The sequence below is a fragment of the Pseudoduganella sp. R-43 genome, assembly GCF_049913255.1.
Classification (GTDB): Bacteria; Pseudomonadota; Gammaproteobacteria; order Burkholderiales; family Burkholderiaceae_D; genus Rugamonas.
This window is the reverse complement of sequence record NZ_CP183988.1, coordinates 6,319,105-6,338,486: the sequence shown is the minus strand read 5'-3', so window position 1 is coordinate 6,338,486 and position 19,382 is coordinate 6,319,105. Positions and strand designations below refer to the sequence as shown.

The following is a 19,382-nucleotide window of genomic DNA, read 5'->3' as shown; positions in this document are numbered from 1 at the left end:
ATGGCAAGCTTTGAAAACTAGCCAAATGTAACTTTCCCCTTGATCCGTGGCGGGCGAACCGGGTCCGCCACGGCTTGCCCTATCATTTCTGGCCGATATGCTTGTCGAGGAATTTCTCGACCCGGCCCCAAAAGTCGAGACGGGTCTTCAACGTGCTCCAGCCGTGGCCTTCGCCGATGTATTCAACGAATTCGGCATCGGCCTTGGCGTCTTGCAGCGCGTTGCGCAGTTTGCTGTAATGCGGGAAGGGGACGCGGCGATCATCCGTGCCGTGCGCCAGCAGCAGCGGGCGCTTGATGCGTGCCGCCTGCTTCAGCGGCGAAGTCGCAGTGAACTGCGCGGCGTCTTTTTCCAGGTCGCCCACCAGCACCGGCACGCCGTAGGTCTTGTAATCGGGCGGCAGGTCGGACAGGACGGCCATGCCGCTGTCGTACAGCAGGGGGATGTCGGTGACGGCCGCGTACGCGATGCCGCAGCGATAAACGCCTGGATCGTTGACCAGGCCCATCAGCGTGGCGTAACCGCCATAGCTGCCGCCCATGATGCACACGCGCTCAGGATCGGCGATGCCTTTGTCCACCGCCCACTTGACGCTGTCGGCAATATCGTCCTGCATTTTCAAGCCCCATTGCTTCCGGCCTGCATTGAACAACTTCAGGCCGTAGCCGGTGGAACCGCGGAATTCCGGCTCGAGCACGGCGTAACCGCGCGAGGCAAGGAACTGCCCATCGGCATCCCAGCCCCATTCACTGCCGCGCACATAAGGCCCGCCATGGACCAGCACCACCATCGGCAGCTTCTTGCCGCCCTTGGCCGGCAATGTCAGCCAGGCCGGGATCTCCAGCCCGTCGCGGGCGCGGTACTTGACGATGTCCTGGGCGCCCATTTCGGCGGCCTTGATGTCCGGGTGCGTGCCACCCAGGCCTTTGACTTCACGGGTGTTGCTGTTGTACAGGGAATAGAAGCGCGGCTGGCGATCCGAGTAGCTGGCTACCAGCGTCCAGGCGCTGTCCGGGTGCGTCGGCGGAGTGATGATGTTGACCAGGCCGGCCAATTGGCGGTCCACTTCTTTCTGCGCCGTTTGCAGCGCCGGGTCGAACCAGGCGCTGGAGCGGGCGTCGGCCAGGTAATGGATGCCGACCAGGCGCTGCTTGGAATACACCATGCGGCCGTTGAAGTCGAAGTCCGCCATCGCCACCAATGGCTCGGCATCGATCTTGCCCGTGCCCAGGTCCATCAGGTACAGCGCGGCCTTGTCGCCGTTCTTGCGGGTCCTGACCAGCAGGCGCTTGTCGTCATAGAAACCGATCGGCGACAGGCCTTGTGAGCTGCTGCCGTAGGTAGCCTGGGTCGCGACGTCGCGCCATTCGCCGCCAGCGTCGCGGTAATGGATGGTCTCATTGCCTTCTTTCGAAGACACCATGATCGTCGGCACGCCCTTGTGGTCCAGCATCCAGCCCTGCGATATGCCTGGATGGGACAGCACGCTGGATTGGCCGCTCGCGGTGTCGAGCTTGACCAGTTCGGTACGCTCGATGTCGTAGCCGGCCTTTGCCGTCCAGATCGGGCGCTCGACGTAGATGATGTTGGAATCCTGGGCGCCATCCTCATCCATCAGGTAAGTATTCCATGGCTCCAGCCGCAACTTGATATGCGAACCTGTGCTTTGATTGCCGCCGTGGTGTTCAGCCAGCTGGCGCGTTTCCTTGCCGTCGCGGCTCATGGCATAGAGTCCCGGGGCAACGCGACGGTCCCCCGGCGCCGCATCTTTGTCCGTGACGGTGTAGACCAGGCGCTCATCGTTGACCCAGCGGATGTGGCCAACGTCGTATTCGGCCAGCCGTTTGGTGCTCACCACTTGCAAAGTGTCGGTATCGATCACCGCCAGCGAATCGCGGGTCTCGTTGCTGCCGACGCGCAGCGCCAGGTAGCGGCCGCTCGGCGAGAGCCGGGCTTCCTTGTAGCGCGCCGCTTCGAAGAAATGCAGGGCTGGCGGCGCAGCCTGGGCCAAGCCGGCCACGGTAGCCAGTCCGGCCAGGAAATACTTGATCATTGTTGAAGAATGCAGGAGTTGTCGGAGAAGGCTTCCAGCGGGGATGGGATATTCGCAGGAAACGAATGTTACTCTATTGGCAATCTTAAATGCTAGCCAAATGTAACATTCGTTTATTCTGGCGTGCGAATGTGGCGCACAAGCGACAAGGTGCGCGCATCCGGCGGCGGCGTCAGCAGGCTGACTGCCACCAGCGCTGCCAGCCCGGCCGGCACGCCGAATACGCCGGCCGAATTGGCGGCAATGCCGAACCACTGCCCGCTGAGGCTGCCGCCCAGTACCGGGTTGGCATGCAGCATGTAGTACAGGCAGGTGAAGAAGCCTGCCACCATCGCGGCCATTGCGCCCTGATGGTTGGCGCGCTGCCAGAACACGCCGGCCACCAGGGCCGGGAACAGCGTCGATGCTGCCAGCGAGAAGGCGGCGCCCACCAGCGACAGGATGTCGCCCGGCTTGGTCGAGGCGGCATAGGCGGCAATGAAGGCCACAGCCAGCAACAGCAGCTTGGAAATCGTCACCCGCTTCTGGGTCGATGCCTGCGGGTCGACGATCTTGTAGTACACGTCATGCGAGAGCGCGTTCGAGATCGCCAGCAGCAGGCCGTCGGCGGTCGACAGCGCTGCCGCCAGCCCGCCTGCCGCCACCAGTCCCGACACCACATACGGCAAGCCGGCAATCTCGGGCGTGGCCAGCACCAGCACGTCGCTGTCGATCTGGATTTCCGCCAGCTGCACAATGCCGTCCAGGTTGATGTCGCTGATCGACAGCAGCGGGCTGGTCTTGTCCACATTGGCCCAGTAGGAGACCCAGGTCGGCAGGTGGGCGAAGTCGCTGCCCACCAGCGAGCTGTAGATGTCGTACTTGACCAGCACCGCCAACGCCGGGATGGTCAGGTACACCAGCAGGATGAAGAACAGGGTCCAGAACACCGACACCCGCGTCGCCTGCACCGAAGGCGTGGTGTAGGAGCGCATCAGGATATGCGGCAGGGCCGCCGTGCCCACCATCAGGCAGAACACCAGCGCCAGGAAGTTGTTGCGCTTCTGGTCCGACTGCTCGCGGTCGGCGCCGGGGAAGGGCTCGGCGTGCTTCACCAGTTCGCGTCCGCGCGCCAGGTTGTAGTTGCGCTGCGCGGTCCACACGACGGCCGCGTCTTCCACGGTTTTCGGATAGTTGGCCAGTGCCCGTTCTGCAGCGCGGATTTCCAGCAGCGAGCCATTGCGCTGCTTGACCATGTCCAGATTGTGCTGCGCTTCGAGCCGGCCCGAATCCCAGGAGGCCGGCAAGCCGTGCAGCCGCACGCCGAAATCTTCGGCGCGCTGCAGGAACACTTCGCGCACCTCGGCCTCTTTCTCGTCGCGCGCCAGCTGCGTCTCGCGTGCGCTGAGCTTGGGCAGCAGCTTGCCGTAGGCGACCTGCGGCACCGGATTGCCGCCGTGCTTGACCGCCAGCCACATGGCCGGCATCAGGAAGGCCACGAGGATAATAATGTACTGCGCCACCTGGGTCCAGGTAATGGCCCGCATGCCGCCCAGGAAGGAGCACACCAGAATCGACGCCAGGCCGAGGAAGATGCCGACCGAGAAATCGACGCCGGTAAAGCGCGAAGCGATCAGTCCCACCGCGTAGATCTGCGCCACCACGTAGGTGAAGGAAACGATGATGGTGGCGCCGACAGCCATCAGCCGCACGGCGCGGCCGTTGTAGCCGCCGCCGTAGCGCGCCGCGAAAAAGTCGGGAATCGTGTACTGGCCGAACTTGCGCAGGTAAGGCCCGATCAGCAGCGCCACCAGGCAGTAGCCGCCGGTCCAGCCCATGATGTAGGCCAGGCCGTCGAAGCCGTGCAGGTACAGGCCGCCCGCCAGCGAAATGAAGGACGCGGCCGAAATCCAGTCGGCCGCCGTGGCCATGCCGTTGAACAGCGAGGGCACGCGCCTTCCCGCCACGTAATACTCCGCCACGTTGGAAGTGCGGCTGATCACCCCGATCGCTGCGTACAGGATGATGGTGGCGAACATGAACAGGTAGCCGATCCACAGGCGCGGCATGCCTTCCTTTTCCAGCATCGCCAGCGCGAGCAGGAACATGGCGAAGCAGCCGGTAAAGATCGTGTAGTAGCGCTGCAGCTTGCGGAAGAAGGGCGTCCTCATGCCTGGCCCCCGCTTTCGCGCAACTGCTCGCTTCTGTAGCGCCGCTCCAGCGCGCGCATGCGCCAGGCGTAGAAGCCGATGATGCCAAGGTAGATCAGCGAAGCGCCTTGCGCCGCCAGGTAGAACGACAGCGGCCAGCCGAAGATCGACAGCCCGCTCAATTCGCGCGCGAAGAAAATGATGCAGAACGTGGTGAGGAGCCAGGTGGCCAGCAGCCAGCCGGTCATGCGGCGTACGCGGCGCCAGTGGCGCTCGAGCTTATCCAAAATGCGGTACCTCTTCTTCTTCGGGCGGCGTGTCCGGCACGCGCAGCGGGAACGTCACGCGGAACAGGCAGCCTGGGTATTTCGGGTCGGTGGTGCGCGGGTTGGCGAACAGGTCGACTTCCGCTTCGTGCTGCTGCGCCACTTCGCGCACGATCGGCAGGCCCAGCCCGGAGCCCTCGGTGTTGCTGCCCAGGATGCGGTAGAAGCGCTCGAACACATGGCCGCGCTCCGCTGCCGGGATGCCGGGGCCGTTGTCTTCCACTTCAAGCAGGGCATGCTTGCCTGTGCGGCGCACGCGCACCGTGACGGCGCTGCCGCGCGGCGTGTAGCGCAAGGCATTGTCGATCAGGTTGGACAGCATCTCGCGCAGCATCATCGCGTTGCCGGAAATCGGCACGTCCTCGGGCGGCGGTTCGTAGCCAAGGTCGATGCCGTAGTTGAAGGACGCCTGGACCCAGTCGTGCACCGTGCTGCGCGCCATTCCGCCCAGCTCCAGCGGCTCCATGGCGGTGCCGGCCTGCGGCTGGTTCTCGGCGCGCGCCAGTGCCAGCAGCTGGTTGACCAGGCGGGTGGCCGCCTGCGACGATTTGGCCAGCTGTTCCAGCGAACGGTGCACCTCGGCCTGGTCGGTCTGGCGCAGCGCCAGTTCCGATTGGGTGCGCATGCCGGCCAGCGGGGTTTTCATCTGGTGCGCAGCATCGGCGATGAAACGCTTTTGCGAATCGATCGACAGTTTGAGGCGCTCCAGCATTTCATTGAGCGACTTGACCAGCGGCGTGATTTCTTCCGGCACCTGGCGCGGCGGGATCGGGCTCAGGTCGTCCGACGGGCGGGCGCGGATGCGCTCCTGCAGTTCACGCAGCGGCAGCAGCCCGCGCGACAGTGCAAACCACACCAGGGCCAGCACGATTGGCAGGATGATGAACTGCGGCAGGATCACGCCCTTGATGATTTCATTGGCCAGCTTGGCGCGCTTTTCCAGCGTTTCGCCGACCTGCACCAGGGCCAGGCGCTGCGGCTGCGCCTTGTCTTCTTCCAGGTTGACCCAGGTCCAGGCGATGCGGATCGGCGTGCCGTGCAGGGTGGAGTTGCGGAACAGGACCGCGCCGGCGCGGATGTCCTGCAGCTCGGGATCCTGCTTCGGCGGCGGCGGCAGGTCGCGGTCGCCGTCGACGTGGGCGCCGGTCGGGCTGCTGACCTGGTAATAGATATTGTCCACGTCGTCGGCACGCAGGATGTCGCGCGCCGGGCCGGGCAGGCGGGGAATCACGCCGCCCACTTCGCGCACCTGCTGCGTGAGCACGGTGACGGTGTCTTCCAGCGCATGGTCGAAGGGCTGGTTGGCGATCGACTTCGCCACCAGGTAGGTGATGGCGATGCTCATTGGCCACAGCAGCAGCAGGGGAGCGAGCATCCAGTCGAGGATCTCGCCGAACAGCGAGTGCTGGATCTCGTTCTCTTCGGCGGCCGGGGCGTGGGCCCAGTCGGCGGCCTGCTGCTCGCCGTTCACGGTGCGGCCGGCGGTTGCGGCGGGTTGAATTTCTCCAGGCAGTAGCCGAGGCCGCGCACGGTGGCGATGCGGATGCCGCCCACTTCAATCTTCTTGCGCAGGCGGTGCACATAGACCTCGATGGCGTTGTTGCTGACCTCTTCGCCCCATTCGCACAGGTGGTCCACCAGCTGCTCTTTCGACACCAGGCGCCCGGTGCGCGCCAGCAGGATTTCCAGCAAGCCCAGTTCGCGCGCCGACAGGTCCAGCATCTGCTCGTTGATATAGGCGCTGCGCCCGACCTGGTCGTAGGTGAGGGGGCCGTGCTTGACGACGGTGGAGCCGCCGCCCTGGCCGCGCCGGGTCAGCGCCCGCACCCGCGCCTCCAGCTCGGACAGCGCGAACGGCTTGGCCATGTAATCGTCGGCGCCCAGGTCGAGGCCGTTGACCCTCTGCTCGACCGAGTCGGCGGCGGTCAGGATCAGCACCGGCAGCAGCGAGCCGCGCGTGCGCAGGCGGCGCAGCACTTCCAGCCCGGACATCTTGGGCAGGCCCAGGTCCAGGATCAGCAGGTCGAATTCCTGGGTGGACAGGGCGGTGTCCGCCTCCTGCCCGTTTTTTACGCAGTCGATCGCATAGCCGGACTGGCGCAGGGAGCGCGTCAGGCCGTCCGCGAGGACGCTGTCATCTTCGGCTAATAGGATACGCATAAGGACACTGTACTCCAGCCGTTTGACTTTTCGCAAAGTTTGCAAAAAGGGGCTTGTCAAAAGCACTGTAATTTTATACAGTACCACCTGTACAACGTAGTGACTCAATTCATTTAGCCCGCGAAAGAACATCATGGACGACAAAAAAGGCGCAGTACCTGCATCGGAAAAAGCCAAGGCCCTGGCGGCCGCACTGGCCCAGATTGAAAAGCAGTTTGGCAAAGGCTCCGTGATGCGCATGGACGCATCCGCCCCGATCGAGGAAGTGCAGACTGTCTCCACCGGCTCCCTGGGCCTGGATATCGCGCTGGGCGTAGGCGGCCTGCCACGCGGCCGTGTGGTGGAAATCTACGGTCCTGAATCTTCCGGTAAAACCACCCTGACCCTGCAAGCCATCGCTGAAATGCAGAAAATGGGCGGCACCTGCGCCTTCATCGACGCGGAACACGCGCTGGACGTGGTGTATGCCCAAAAACTGGGCGTCAACCTGCACGAGCTGCTGATCTCCCAGCCGGATACCGGCGAACAGGCCCTGGAAATCTGCGACGCGCTGGTGCGCTCCGGTTCCGTGGACCTGATCGTGGTCGACTCGGTTGCCGCGCTGACCCCGAAAGCCGAAATCGAAGGCGATATGGGCGATTCCCTGCCGGGCCTGCAGGCGCGACTGATGTCCCAGGCGCTGCGCAAGCTGACCGGCACCATCAACCGCACCAACACCCTGGTAATCTTCATTAACCAGATCCGCATGAAGATCGGCGTGATGTTCGGCTCGCCGGAAACCACCACCGGCGGCAATGCCCTGAAGTTTTACGCCTCCGTGCGCCTCGACATCCGCCGTACCGGCTCGATCAAGTCGGGCGACGAGGTGATCGGTAACGAGACCAAGGTCAAGGTGGTCAAGAACAAGATTGCGCCGCCGTTCAAGGAAGCCCACTTCGACATCCTGTATGGCGAAGGCACTTCGCGCGAAGGCGAGATCATCGACCTGGGCGTGGAAGCCAAGATCGTCGAGAAGTCGGGTTCCTGGTACAGCTACGGCGGCGAGCGTATCGGCCAGGGCAAGGACAATGCCCGTTCCTTCCTCAAGGAGCGTCCGGCACTGGCGCGTGAAATCGAGAACAAGGTGCGTGCGGCACTGGGCGTGCGTGAGCTGCCGGCCGTTTCCGATGATGGCGAAGAAGCGCCGAAGCTGCGCGCGGTCGACTAAAACCGGTAAGGCAGCCGGATGGCCGTCCCGTCTGACCCGCAGGGTCAGACACTGGTATGCCGGAGCCACAGGCCGTAGATCAGAAGGTGTCTGACCCTGCGGGTCAGACATCGGTTTACCGGTTTAACAGATGCCCCTCCCCAAACCCACCCTAAAAGCCCGTGCCCTGCGCCTGCTCAGCCAGCGCGAGCACAGCCGCCTCGAACTCGCCCGCAAGCTGCAACGCCACGCGGAAGAGGGCGACGACATCGAAGCCCTGCTCAACTTCCTCGAGCAAAACAAATGGCTCTCTGAAGAGCGCTTCTCCGAAAACCTGGTGCACCGCCGCGCCGCCCGCTATGGCAACAGCCGCATCGTGGCCGAACTGCAGCACCACGGCATCGGCGGCGAGATGCTGGCCGAAGTCAAGGAAAGCCTGAAAGAAGACGAAGTCGAGCGCTGCTGCGAAGTCTGGCGCCGCAAATTCGGCGAAGTGGCCGAAGATCCCGAAGGCCGACAGAAGCAATTGCGCTTCCTCATGTCGCGCGGCTTCTCACAAAAGGCCATCCGCACCGCCATGAAGGGCACCATGCCCGACGAGGACTTTTAAATTGGCCTCGGAAGGTATGCTACACTTCGAGAGTTTTATGCAGCACCGCGGGTGCGGTGGTTGTCCGTAGAAGCTGCGGCGTACTGATTAGCTGCTTATAATTTTGGCCACTTTTGAGTGGCATCGGTCTTATGTCCTTGTCAAATCCTGTCTCCCGACGAGCGCTGCGGCACACGCGCGCCATAGACATCCAGGCGTATTCACGCGAGGATGGCCTGTGGGATCTTGACGCCCATATCACGGACATCAAATCCTTCGACACCATGCTGGCATCGGGCCCGCGCAAGGGCAACGAAGCCCTGCACGACCTGTGGCTGCGCGTGACCGTCGATAAGCAGCTGACCATCGTCGATGCCGAAGCAAGTTCGGACGCTGTTCCCTATCCTGGCCATTGCAACACGATCGGCCCCGCCTACAAAGCCTTGATCGGCCTGAACCTGATGAAGGGTTTTCGCCATGCAGTCAAGGAAAGGCTGGCCGGCGTACAAGGCTGTACCCACCTGACAGAATTGGCCCTGGTGCTGCCGACGGCAGCCGTGCAAGCCTTTGCCAACGATGTCTGGCCAGTGAACGAGCGCTCCAGCACTGCGACAGAAAAACCGTTCCAACTTGACAAGTGCCACGCCCTCAAGACCGATGGCGGGGCAGTTGCCGAGTTCTACCCACGCTGGTACGTCAACAAGACGGAAGCAGCCTAGGTGCTGTACAAAATACATCTAACCAACAAACAGGTATTCGAAAGAAGGGAAAGCCAGCATGAAAATCCATGAGTATCAAGGCAAAGAAATCCTCCGAAAGTTCGGAGTGACCGTACCGCGCGGTATTCCGTGCATGTCCGTGGAAGAGGCAGTGAAAGCTGCTGAAACCCTGGGCGGCCCAGTGTGGGTCGTGAAGGCACAGATCCATGCAGGTGGCCGTGGTAAAGGCGGCGGCGTGAAAGTTGCCAAGACCATGGAACAGGTGAAAGAGTACGCCGACCAGATCATGGGCATGCAGCTGGTGACCCACCAGACCGGCCCTGAAGGCCAGAAAGTCCGCCGCCTGCTGATCGAAGAAGGCGCCGACATCAAGAAGGAACTGTACGTTTCCCTGGTGACCGACCGCGTCACCCAGCGCGTAGTCCTGATGGCTTCCTCCGAAGGCGGCATGGACATCGAAGAAGTCGCTGAATCGCACCCGGAAAAAATCCACTCGATCGCGATCGATCCAGCCGTTGGCCTGACCGACGCTGAAGCCGCCGGCATCGCCGCCAAGATCGGCGTGCCGGAAGGCTCGATCGCCGACGCGGTGACCAACCTGCAAGGCCTGTACAAAGCCTACTGGGAAACCGATGCTTCCCTGGCTGAAATCAACCCGCTGATCCTGACCGGTTCCGGCAAGGTCATCGCCCTGGACGCCAAGTTCAACTTCGACTCCAACGCCCTGTTCCGCCACCCGGAAATCGTTGCTTACCGCGACCTGGACGAAGAAGATCCAGCCGAAGTCGAAGCTTCGAAATTCGACCTGGCCTACATCTCCCTGGACGGCAACATCGGCTGCCTGGTGAACGGCGCCGGCCTGGCCATGGCAACCATGGACACCATCAAGCTGTTCGGCGGCGAGCCAGCCAACTTCCTGGACGTGGGCGGCGGCGCAACGGCCGAGAAAGTCACCGAAGCGTTCAAGATCATGCTGAAGAACCCAGGCCTGAAAGCCATCCTGGTGAACATCTTCGGCGGCATCATGCGCTGCGACGTGATCGCCGAAGGCGTGATCACCGCATCCAAAGCCGTGTCCCTGCAAGTACCGCTGGTCGTCCGCATGAAGGGCACCAACGAAGACCTGGGCAAGAAGATGCTGGCCGACTCCGGCCTGCCAATCATCTCCGCTGACACCATGGAAGATGCAGCCAAGAGCGTTGTTGCTGCCGCTGCCGGTAAATAATTAAGGAATCACTATGTCTATCCTGATCAATAAAGACACCAAAGTCATCACCCAGGGCATCACCGGCAAGACCGGCCAGTTCCACACCCGCATGTGCCGCGACTACGCGAACGGCCGAGAAGCTTTCGTTGCTGGCGTGAACCCTAAGAAAGCCGGCGAAGATTTCGAAGGCATCCCAATCTACGCATCCGTCAAGGAAGCAGCTTCGGAAACCGGCGCAACCGTTTCCGTGATCTACGTTCCACCAGCAGGCGCAGCCGCTGCCATCTGGGAAGCCGTAGAAGCTGAACTGGACCTGGCCATCTGCATTACCGAAGGCATCCCAGTCCGCGACATGATGGAAGTGAAAGACCGCATGGCTAAAGCAGGTTCCAAGACCCTGCTGTTGGGCCCTAACTGCCCAGGCCTGATCACCCCTGACGAAATCAAGATCGGCATCATGCCTGGCCACATCCACAAGAAAGGCCGTATCGGCGTGGTTTCGCGCTCCGGCACCCTGACCTATGAAGCAGTCGGCCAGCTGACCGCACTGGGCCTGGGCCAGTCTTCCGCCGTGGGTATCGGCGGCGACCCGATCAACGGCCTGAAGCACATCGACGTGATGCGCATGTTCAACGACGATCCTGACACCGACGCTGTGATCATGATCGGCGAAATCGGCGGTCCGGACGAAGCCAACGCAGCCCGTTGGATCAAGGACAACATGAAGAAGCCAGTGGTTGGCTTCATCGCCGGTGTGACCGCTCCTCCAGGCAAGCGCATGGGCCACGCCGGCGCGCTGATCTCCGGCGGCGCCGACACTGCACAAGCCAAACTGGAAATCATGGAAGCCTGCGGCATCAAGGTTACCAAGAATCCTTCCGAAATGGCTCGTCTGTTGAAGGCAATGCTGTAATAGTAGCTGTATGATAACGGGGAGCTTCGGCTCCCCGTTTTTGTTTACCCGGAGGATATCGATTTGGCAAAACTACTCGTGATGCGAGAAGGTGTTATCGAGCAGACAGTGCAGCTCACCAAGGAGCGCATGACCGTCGGCCGCCATAAGCATAACGACATTGTCCTGAATCACCCCGCAGTCAGTGGTGAGCATGCCCTCGTCACCACCATCCTGGACGATTCCTTCCTGGAAGACCTGCAAAGCACAAATGGTACATTTGTGAACGGCCACCGCATCGGCAAGCACTTCCTGCAGAACAAGGATGTGATCAAGATGGCCAAGTACCACCTCGAATTCGTCAGCGACGGCATCCGCCCCCTGGCCGCCGCAGCAGCGACCATCCCGGCCATGCCGGTTCCGCCATCGGCCCCGGCCGCCGCGCCGAACACCCAGTTCGCCGAACTGCCGCTCGCCCATATCGAAGTCCTGAACGGCAGCAACGCCGGCAAGACCCTGAGCCTGACCAAGGCCGTCACCAGCCTGGGCCGGCCAGGCGTGCAAGTGGTGGTCATCACTCGCGCCCTGGAAGGCTATTCCGTCGCCCACGTGGAAGGCGACAAATCGCCCCTGCTGAACGGCGACCCGATGCCGCGCCAGCCGCACCCATTGAAGGGTGGCGAGATCCTCGACCTCAGCGGCATCCTGATGGCATTCCGCCTCAGCTGACGTTCAAAGTTGAAGTGGTCCCCTGGACCGGTCAGACGATTTTTTGACGGTCGGCCAGCATGGCCTCGTAAGTCAGGTTTTGCAGCAGGGTGAAGTGTGCCGGATCGAGTCCGATGAATTGCACGCCATAGCTGAACACATCCTTCCCGTCTCCCTTCTGCGACTGCGCGACCGTGGCGTTGCGCACCAGCGCCGGGGTATTGATGCGCACTTGCCGGTCGTCCGGCGGCGCCAGCAGGGTAAAGTCCAGCTGCACCGTCTCGCCCTCGCGGCTCAAGGGCTGGGCCGATTCGATCAGCGCGCCGGACACGCTCAGGTTCACCAGGAAGACGGAAGCATGGTGGCCGTCATCGCGCGACATCTTGGCCGGGATTTCGACCTTCACCCGCATTGCCGCGCGCAGGCTGGTGCCCTGGATTTCGCTGGGGAAGGCCACGTGCGCATACATCAGCGGCCGCAGGAAGACGCGCTGCACGACAGTCGAGAAGGAGCAGACATTCACACCCGAGAACACCCGCACCGTCAGCTTGTCGCCCTCGGTAACGGCGATCGGCCCGTTGTTCTCCATCGGGATCTTGACGATCATGTACTCGTCACGCACCCAGCCAATGACGGTCGAGAAATGCTGCATGGGCCGCAGCGTGCGATGGGTGATCAACTGGATGCGCCCGCCAACCTGCAGGTTCATCTGTTCAAACGCATATTCCTGCAATTTGTTTTCGCCCGCCATCTTCGTTATTGTCTATTTATGAGCAATTGCCCATTGTACAATAGGGCCGCGCATCAACTATTGCTTTGTCGATAGGACAGTCCAGTCCAGGCCGACCAGGTGATACGGGTCGGGCTGCATCTTGTTGCAACCGCCGCTGCAAGTCTCCTTCGCGCCGAAGCGCCAGCCGCCGTTTTCGCGGTCGAGGATTTCCTTGTCCACCAGTTCCAGCGTTTCATGGTAGCGCCGCGCCATGTCCGGCCGCTGCGCCACGGCCAGGAAAGCCTTCATGCCTTCCGCCTGCTGCCACCAGTACTTGCTGCGGTCCACCTGCCCGCTGGGCGACATGCGGTTGAAGACGCCGCCATCCTGTTCGTCATAGCCTTTCGCCACGGCGAACTTCAGCAGGCGGTCTGCCACGCCCGAATAGATAGGCGGCAGGCCGCGCGCCTCGGCGCTGCGCAGCAGGTGGCTCCATTCGAACTGGTGGCCAAGGTCGGTAAAGCCGTCGCCGTCGGTGAGCGGTTTCCACTGTTCGTCATACCACTCGGGGATATAGGCGCCGCCGTCGGGCAAGCCAACCATGAGCTGGTTCAGCACGAAGTCGCCCAGCTCGCGCGCATCGGCCACCACCTGCTGGTCGCCGGTCGCATCGATCAGGGCCAGCAGGGCTTCGAACATATGCATCAGGGGATTCTGCGAGTGCCTGCCTTCCTGCTTCGGCGCAAAATCGCGCGGCGCGGAACCGCGCAAGCCACCGCCTGGTTCACGCAAGTTGCGGCGGATGTCCTGCCACGCGGCCAGCGCCGCCGCCTTGTATTTCGGCTCGCCCGTCACCCTCGCAGCGTGTGCCAGCGCCAGCAGGGCAAACGCGTGGCCGTAGGTGTTCTTGCTCATGCTGGCCGGCTTGCCCCCGGCATCGAGCACCTGGAAAAAGCCTCCGTGCAGCGGGTCGTGGAAAGACGACAGCAGGAAGTCGGTGCCGCGCCGCGCCACTTCCAGGTAGCGCGCATCGCCGGTAGATTCATAGCCGACCAGCATGGTGTACACCAGCCGGCTGTGCAGGGTCAGGTCGCCGCTGATCTTGCTCGGCGGCTGCCAGTTGCGATCGAACTGCCCTTGCAGCAGGCCGGAAGGCGTGGGCGCCACTGCCAGCCAGCGTGACAGGTGGGCGTTGAGGTCCTTGCGGTGCCACTCAGCGTTCGCCACCTCGGCCATCGCAGCGCGGCTGCCATGCCCGGCTTCATTGCTTTCGCATGCTGCGAGCAGGGCAAGAAATGATGCGACGGCCGCGCGGCGCAGCATCAGGCTTTCCAGTCGCCGGACTTGCCGCCCGCTTTCTCGGTGACGCGGATATCGGTCATCACCATGCCGCGGTCGACGGCCTTGCACATGTCGTAGACGGTGAGCAGGCCGACCTGCACCGCAGTCAGCGCTTCCATTTCCACCCCGGTCTTGCCGTAGGTTTCGACCTGGGCGCGGCAATGGACGGTGTTGCTGGGTTCATCAGTGGTAAAGTCCACTGCAACGCGGGTCAGGGCCAGGGGATGGCACAGGGGGACCAGGTCGGCCGTGCGCTTGGACGCCATGATAGCGGCAATGCGGGCAATACCGAGTACGTCCCCTTTCTTGGCGGTTCCCGATAGAATGAGCGCCAGCGTTTCCGGCTTCATGCGGATACTGCCGGTGGCGACGGCAATGCGGTGGGTTTCGGCCTTGGCGCCGACATCGACCATATGGGCCCGGCCGGCAGCGTCAAAATGAGTAAGGTGTTCGGTCATCGCGTAGCTCTCTTGTTGAACGGGTATGATAGCACTGTGAATGCACTACATTTTCGCCGTCCCTTGCTGGCGGCACTGGTTTCCGGCCTGCTGATCGCCGCTCCGGCGGGGCAGGCGCAGCAGGCGGAATTGCCCACGCTGGGCGATGCGTCGCGCGAGGACATGTCGCCGGTGATGGAGAAGCGCCTGGGCGAGGAGATCATGCAAAGCCTGCGCTTCGAGCGCGACTACCTGGATGACCCGCCCATCATCGAGTACCTGAATAATTTCGGCACCAGGCTGGTGGATGCACGCCCGGGAGCGCGCGGCGACGCCAACCTCGAGTACTATTTCTTCGCGATCCGCGACAAAAACCTGAACGCCTTCGCCATGCCGGGCGGTTATATCGGCGTGCACTCGGCGCTGTTGCTGGCGGCGCAAAACGAATCCGAGCTGGCCTCGGTACTGTCGCACGAAATCGGCCACGTGGCGCAGCGCCATATCGCGCGCCAGCTTGGGGCGCAGAAGAACGACGCCCTGATTCCCCTGGCGGCGATGCTGCTGGCTGCGCTGGCCGCCAAGTCCAGTTCCGATGCGGCAATCGGCGTCTTCATGGGCGGGCAGGGCCTGGCGATCCAGCGCCAGCTGAACTTCGGCCGAGATGCGGAGCGCGAGGCGGACCGCGTCGGCTTCCAGATCATGAATGCGGCAGGTTATGACGCCAGCGGCATGGTGTCCTTCTTCCAGCGCATGCAAAACAGCACGCGCATGTATAGCGACCTGATGCCGCCCTGGCTGTTGACCCACCCGCTGACCACCGAACGGATCGCCGATATCCAGGCCCGCATCCGCGAGCAGAAATTCAGCCAGCGCGTGGACGGCATGGACTTCCACCTGATCCGCGCCCGTGCCCGGGTGCTGCAGGACGAAAGCAGCAAGGGCCTGTCCGACACGGAAGCGGTATTCAAGAACCAGATCCAGCTGCCGGGCCGGCAGAACGTGGCCGCCGGCCAATACGGCATGGCCATGGTATCGCTCAAGCGCTCCGAATTCGCTGCCGCGCAGGAATGGCTCGACAAGGCGCGCGCCACCATCGACAAGCCGCCGGTTGCCGGCGCGTTCAGCACGCCGATCCCGCGCGGCACCACCGATTCGGCGCTGGCCTATTTGTCGCTGGAGATCAAGCTGGCGCAGGAGAACAAGCCGGAAGTGATTGCAGCGGCCATCGAGGAGGCGAAGCAGGCGCAGGGCCGCTACCCGCTGTCGCGCGGCCTGGTATGGCAGTATGCCGACGCCCTGATCAAGGGCGGCAAATACGACGAGGCCACGCGCTTCCTGCGCGACCAGCTGCAGATGTATCGCCGCGAGCCGGAACTGCACGACTACATGGCGCAGGCCTATGCCAAGCAGGGCAAGATCGCCCTGCAGCATATCTCGCTGGCGGAATCGTACGTGCTGCTGGGCGGCGTGCTGGCGGCGCTGGACCAGCTGGCGCTGGCCCGCAAGGCGCCCGACGCGACCTACTACGACCAGTCGGTGATCGACGCCCGCGAACGCGAGCTGCAAGCCAAGCGCAAGGAAATGCTGGGCGATAAGAAGAAAGACAAGGACTGAGCGCTTAGCACCCGCACGGCGGGTCGTCCTGGTCGATTTCCAGCAGGTGCCAGGCGCCGCCCACGTTGATGAAGATGAATTTCGCGTGGTATTCGCTGCCCTCGGGGCCATCGCCTGCGCCAAACTGCGTATTGATTGCATCCCAGACGGCGATGTCATTGACGCCGTCGCGATCCAGGTCGATGTAGGTAACGGTCGCCCGGCGGTAAATCGGCTCCCCATTCCCGGTTTTCGGCGGGGATAGCAGTTGCGCCTTGGCGGTGATGCGGGCTTTCCTGATGTCCAGCGGCAGCAATGTGCGCAAGACGGGAAGCTGCCCGGAATCCAGCGGCAGAATGTGGTGTGTTCCTGCGCAAACCGCCTGGTCTCCGTTCGCAATGTCCTCGAATGCTGCGTCGCTTGGCAGGCTGGCGGCGTCGCCTTTGTCGCTGATCACCAAAGCGTACACGGGCTTTTCCAGGCGCTGCGTCACCTTGCCGATATCCCACACGCCGTTACGCATTGGGCCACTGTTGCTGTCGCCGACCCAATCCGACGCGCTGTCCACCTTCAGTTTCCAGCGAATGGAGAACTGGGCGCTAAGCGTTTCCGGTGTCGCCTTTGGACTGGCAACATCGTTCAGGGACTTGAAGTAGGAAGGCTTTACCGCTACCAGCTTGATCTGCCGGTAAAGCCATTGGTTCAGCGGATCCAGGCCAGCCAGGCCAGGATAATTCTCCCAGGCTGGCGCAGGCCTCCATAGTCCGCGTGGCGCGATGACGCCCTGTGCGAGCATGGACTTCATCGCTTCCAGCTCCGGTATCGCGTAGCGCGACAGCGCCGGTGGATTTTCCCAACTGCCGCTGGCGAGGAAGTGCTCTTCCCGCTCTTTTCGCTTCTCAGGCAGCATTTCCAGCTCAAAATTCGCCGCCGCGCCAACCAGGTGCTCAAAGGTAGGCTCGATCCAGAATGTACGGGCAGCTGATTGGCCAACGACCTCCGCCAGCGAGGTGGGTTTCGTTCGCAGCAGCTTGCAGGCCACGTATCCCTTTTTCTGCGCGCCCCAGGAGATCTCGCAAAATTCGTCCAGCTGCGCGAGCAAGGCCACCGGCGTGTTGATCACCAGATGGTCGAGTACGGGCGCATTCCTGTTGGCGGCCTCGCGCACATTGACATATGACCCGCCGATCCAGTTCGAGACCGGTTCGGCCAAAGCCTGGGCGCTTGAAAATGCCAGGGTGACTGCGGTCGCGCAAGCCCTTAAACGTTTCGTACCTGGCATCGTCAAGCTTGCGGCAGGCGCTGGAAGTGGAAGGCGGCCGGCACACTGTCGCGCGCGATGGCCGCCAGCGGAACTGCGCGCTCGCCGACACGCAAGGTGAGTGGCGACAGGCTGGCAGGATCGCTGGCCGCGGCATCCAGCCAAGCCAGCAGGGCGTTGTCACCCACCGGACGGCCATTCAACTCCAGTTGCGGCAACACTTGCGCGAAATCGCGATCGTCGAGCTGGGCCAGCACCTCGCCGCTGCGCAGCAGCAGTTCGCCGGCCTCGGTCAGCCAGGCAGCATCAATTTCACCCAATGGCTCGCCGGTATGCAGCACGAAGCCGCGGAGCGGATCGGTGCGCGCGATGAAAGGCGTGGCTTCCAGGTTCAGGTACACGCGCTGCGGCCCGTTCTGGAAGTACCAGCGACCCAGTTCATCGCACTGGTAATTGCGTGTGATGAAGCCGACCAGTGCCGGGTTGGTCAGCTTGTCGCCTGCCTCGTTGAAATGCTGCGCGCGCTCGTCGCGCATGCGCCAGTTGCCGCGCGCATCGAGCGCCAGCCAGCCGTAGCAGTGCGGCACATTGGGCCACTTGGCCATCGCCTGTTTGACTATTTCATCCATGGTTCAAGCCTCGGCCATTTCAGTGGCCTCGATGGCGGTCAGGAATTTCAGCATGCGCAGCGGCAGCCAGTCCAGGCTGCCCGGCAAGCGCCCGGTGGCAAAGCCCACATGGCCGCCTTCATCCGGATAATCCAGCACCACCTGGTGCGAAGCCTTGCGCGGCAGGTATTCGCCCGGCATGAAGGGATCATTCTTCGCATTCAGCACCAGGGTCGGCACCGTGATATCGGTCAGCACGTGCTTGGCGCTGGCGCGGTCCCAGTAATCGTCCGCATCGCGGTAGCCATGCAGCGGCGCCGTGACTACGTTGTCAAAGGCGTGCAAGTCCTGCGCCGCCATCAGTGCATCAAGGTCGAACAGTCCGGGGAACTGCTGCAGCTTGGCCACGCATTTCGGTTTCAGCGTTTGCAGGAACATGCGCGTGTACAGGCGGCTGAGGCCGCGCGACAGGGCATTGCCGCCCTGCGCCAGGTCGAGCGGCGCCGACACTGCACAGGCCGCGTCGACAAACTCGGCCTGGTGCTGCGACTCGCCCAGCCAGCGCAGCAGCACATTGCCGCCCAGCGATACGCCGCAAGCATAGAACTTGCCGCTCGCATGCGGGTGCAGGCGGCGGATGATCCAGTCCAGTTCACCGGAGTCGCCGGAATGGTAGAAGCGCGGCGCCAGGTTCGGCTCGCCGGAGCAGCCGCGAAAATGCGGCACGGCGCCCGACCAGCCGCGGCGCGTGATCTCAGCCATCAGGGCGCGCGAGTAATGGCTGTCGGAAGAGCCTTCCAGCCCATGGAACAGCACCACGAATGGCTTGCCCGGCTGGCCGTCGACGAAATCGACATCGATGAAATCCGCATCCGGCGTATGCCACCGTTCGCGGCGGAAACGGACGTCGGGCTTGGCTATGCAGGTAGCCGGATAAATGGTCTGCAAGTGGCCGCTCGGCAGCCAGAATGGGGCGATGTAGTTCATGGCGCGGCTGGGATCGGCCCAGCGGGCCCGGTCCCCCTTTTTTTAGTGCAGTATTTGAGCGCGCGGATCGACGGGAACAGGTCCCGGCGCTACAGACACATGATGCAACACAATGCGCCAACCCTTCGGTGTCTTAACGTACACATTGGTCGCAATCAGGTGCGCCGGCTCGCCGCTTGCCGCTGTGACGCCCTCAACCACAGTATGCACCGAACTCATCAGGTTGTGTGTCTCATGCAGCTGGGATGGGCGAATTTGCAACCCGCCGTGTTCCAACAGTGCACTCCAGGAATCGCGGATGGCGCGGTGTCCGATCAGGCGCGGGCCGCCGGGATGGATGCAGACGATTTCCTCATCGTCCGCCCACAGCGCCATCAAGGCTTCCAGGTCGGCCCGGTTCAAGGCATCGTAAAAGGCCGCTTCGACTTCTGCCGCACTGCCATTCTGGTGTTTACGCGCTGCCATCCGGGCTCC

The 19,382-nt window shown here is 62.8% G+C and carries 19 protein-coding genes; 7 read left to right on the top strand and 12 right to left on the bottom strand.

From position 1 onward, the window contains the following. Positions 1-82 precede the first annotated feature (82 nt). From ACN9M3_RS29030 to ACN9M3_RS29010, 5 genes are all read right to left on the bottom strand, one after another. Positions 83-2,053, bottom strand: coding sequence for a S9 family peptidase (locus ACN9M3_RS29030; protein ID WP_426319431.1), 1,971 nt, complete (start codon positions 2,051-2,053; stop codon positions 83-85). 113 nt (positions 2,054-2,166) lie between these two features. Further along, positions 2,167-4,203, bottom strand: a complete 2,037-nt coding sequence (locus tag ACN9M3_RS29025; RefSeq protein ID WP_426319430.1) for a sodium:solute symporter family protein — start codon at positions 4,201-4,203, stop codon at positions 2,167-2,169. After that, positions 4,200-4,469, bottom strand: a complete 270-nt coding sequence (locus ACN9M3_RS29020; protein ID WP_426319429.1) for a DUF4212 domain-containing protein — start codon at positions 4,467-4,469, stop codon at positions 4,200-4,202. The genes ACN9M3_RS29025 and ACN9M3_RS29020 overlap by 4 nt, the downstream gene beginning before the upstream one ends. Continuing rightward, a complete protein-coding gene (locus ACN9M3_RS29015) occupies positions 4,462-5,979 on the bottom strand; it encodes a sensor histidine kinase N-terminal domain-containing protein (protein WP_426319428.1) in 1,518 nt (505 codons plus the stop codon). Before ACN9M3_RS29015 ends, ACN9M3_RS29020 begins: the two co-directional genes overlap by 8 nt. After that, entirely contained in the window at positions 5,976-6,668 is a 693-nt protein-coding gene (locus ACN9M3_RS29010; protein ID WP_426165401.1) for a response regulator, read from the bottom strand. Before ACN9M3_RS29010 ends, ACN9M3_RS29015 begins: the two co-directional genes overlap by 4 nt. A 133-nt stretch (positions 6,669-6,801) precedes the next feature. Between ACN9M3_RS29010 and recA the strand changes: the two genes are divergently transcribed. The 6 genes from recA (at position 6,802) to ACN9M3_RS28980 (ending at position 11,990) form a co-directional block, all read left to right on the top strand. After that, positions 6,802-7,875, top strand: coding sequence for a recombinase RecA (recA, locus tag ACN9M3_RS29005; RefSeq protein ID WP_426165399.1), 1,074 nt, complete (start codon positions 6,802-6,804; stop codon positions 7,873-7,875). 130 nt (positions 7,876-8,005) lie between these two features. Next, positions 8,006-8,464 carry a recombination regulator RecX gene (recX, locus tag ACN9M3_RS29000; protein WP_426319427.1) on the top strand — a complete coding sequence of 153 codons (459 nt, stop codon included), beginning with the start codon at positions 8,006-8,008 and terminating at the stop codon, positions 8,462-8,464. A 131-nt stretch (positions 8,465-8,595) separates the two neighbouring features. After that, positions 8,596-9,162, top strand: a complete 567-nt coding sequence (locus ACN9M3_RS28995) for a DUF2889 domain-containing protein (RefSeq protein WP_426165395.1) — start codon at positions 8,596-8,598, stop codon at positions 9,160-9,162. A 58-nt stretch (positions 9,163-9,220) separates the two neighbouring features. After that, the gene (sucC, locus tag ACN9M3_RS28990; protein WP_426165393.1) at positions 9,221-10,387 is read left to right on the top strand and encodes an ADP-forming succinate--CoA ligase subunit beta; all 1,167 of its coding nucleotides are present in this window, start codon (positions 9,221-9,223) and stop codon (positions 10,385-10,387) included. A gap of 13 nt (positions 10,388-10,400) precedes the next feature. Further along, positions 10,401-11,282 carry a succinate--CoA ligase subunit alpha gene (gene sucD / locus ACN9M3_RS28985; protein ID WP_155454657.1) on the top strand — a complete coding sequence of 294 codons (882 nt, stop codon included), beginning with the start codon at positions 10,401-10,403 and terminating at the stop codon, positions 11,280-11,282. Positions 11,283-11,345: 63 nt separating this feature from the next. Continuing rightward, complete coding sequence (locus ACN9M3_RS28980) at positions 11,346-11,990, top strand: FHA domain-containing protein (RefSeq protein WP_426165391.1); 645 nt, start codon at positions 11,346-11,348, stop codon at positions 11,988-11,990. 31 nt (positions 11,991-12,021) lie between these two features. Here the strand turns inward: ACN9M3_RS28980 and ACN9M3_RS28975 are convergent, their stop codons facing one another. The 3 genes from ACN9M3_RS28975 to moaC are packed head-to-tail and all read right to left on the bottom strand — an operon-like array spanning position 12,022 to position 14,480. After that, on the bottom strand, positions 12,022-12,720 hold the full coding sequence (locus ACN9M3_RS28975; protein ID WP_426165389.1) for a flagellar brake protein: 699 nt from the start codon (positions 12,718-12,720) through the stop codon (positions 12,022-12,024). Between the two features lie 57 nt (positions 12,721-12,777). Beyond that, on the bottom strand, positions 12,778-14,004 hold the full coding sequence (locus ACN9M3_RS28970; RefSeq protein WP_426319426.1) for an AGE family epimerase/isomerase: 1,227 nt from the start codon (positions 14,002-14,004) through the stop codon (positions 12,778-12,780). Then, a complete protein-coding gene (gene moaC, locus ACN9M3_RS28965; protein ID WP_426165385.1) occupies positions 14,004-14,480 on the bottom strand; it encodes a cyclic pyranopterin monophosphate synthase MoaC in 477 nt (158 codons plus the stop codon). The genes ACN9M3_RS28970 and moaC overlap by 1 nt, the downstream gene beginning before the upstream one ends. Here moaC and ACN9M3_RS28960 point away from each other — a divergent pair. Next, on the top strand, positions 14,460-16,073 hold the full coding sequence (locus tag ACN9M3_RS28960) for a M48 family metalloprotease (protein WP_426319425.1): 1,614 nt from the start codon (positions 14,460-14,462) through the stop codon (positions 16,071-16,073). The two genes, moaC and ACN9M3_RS28960, sit on opposite strands and share 21 nt — an antisense overlap. Positions 16,074-16,077: 4 nt before the next feature. Here the strand turns inward: ACN9M3_RS28960 and ACN9M3_RS28955 are convergent, their stop codons facing one another. Genes ACN9M3_RS28955 through ACN9M3_RS28940 form a run of 4 tightly spaced genes read right to left on the bottom strand, consistent with a single transcriptional unit; the run spans position 16,078 to position 19,373 of the window. Beyond that, positions 16,078-17,334 carry a hypothetical protein gene (locus ACN9M3_RS28955; RefSeq protein ID WP_426319424.1) on the bottom strand — a complete coding sequence of 419 codons (1,257 nt, stop codon included), beginning with the start codon at positions 17,332-17,334 and terminating at the stop codon, positions 16,078-16,080. A 2-nt stretch (positions 17,335-17,336) separates the two neighbouring features. After that, complete coding sequence (locus ACN9M3_RS28950) at positions 17,337-17,942, bottom strand: DUF2946 family protein (protein WP_426319423.1); 606 nt, start codon at positions 17,940-17,942, stop codon at positions 17,337-17,339. 3 nt (positions 17,943-17,945) lie between these two features. Beyond that, positions 17,946-18,908, bottom strand: coding sequence for a YheT family hydrolase (locus ACN9M3_RS28945; RefSeq protein ID WP_426319422.1), 963 nt, complete (start codon positions 18,906-18,908; stop codon positions 17,946-17,948). A 42-nt stretch (positions 18,909-18,950) separates the two neighbouring features. Then, positions 18,951-19,373: a YybH family protein gene (locus ACN9M3_RS28940; RefSeq protein WP_426165375.1), complete on the bottom strand. Its 423-nt coding sequence runs from the start codon at positions 19,371-19,373 to the stop codon at positions 18,951-18,953. Between the last annotated feature and the right edge of the window lie 9 nt (positions 19,374-19,382).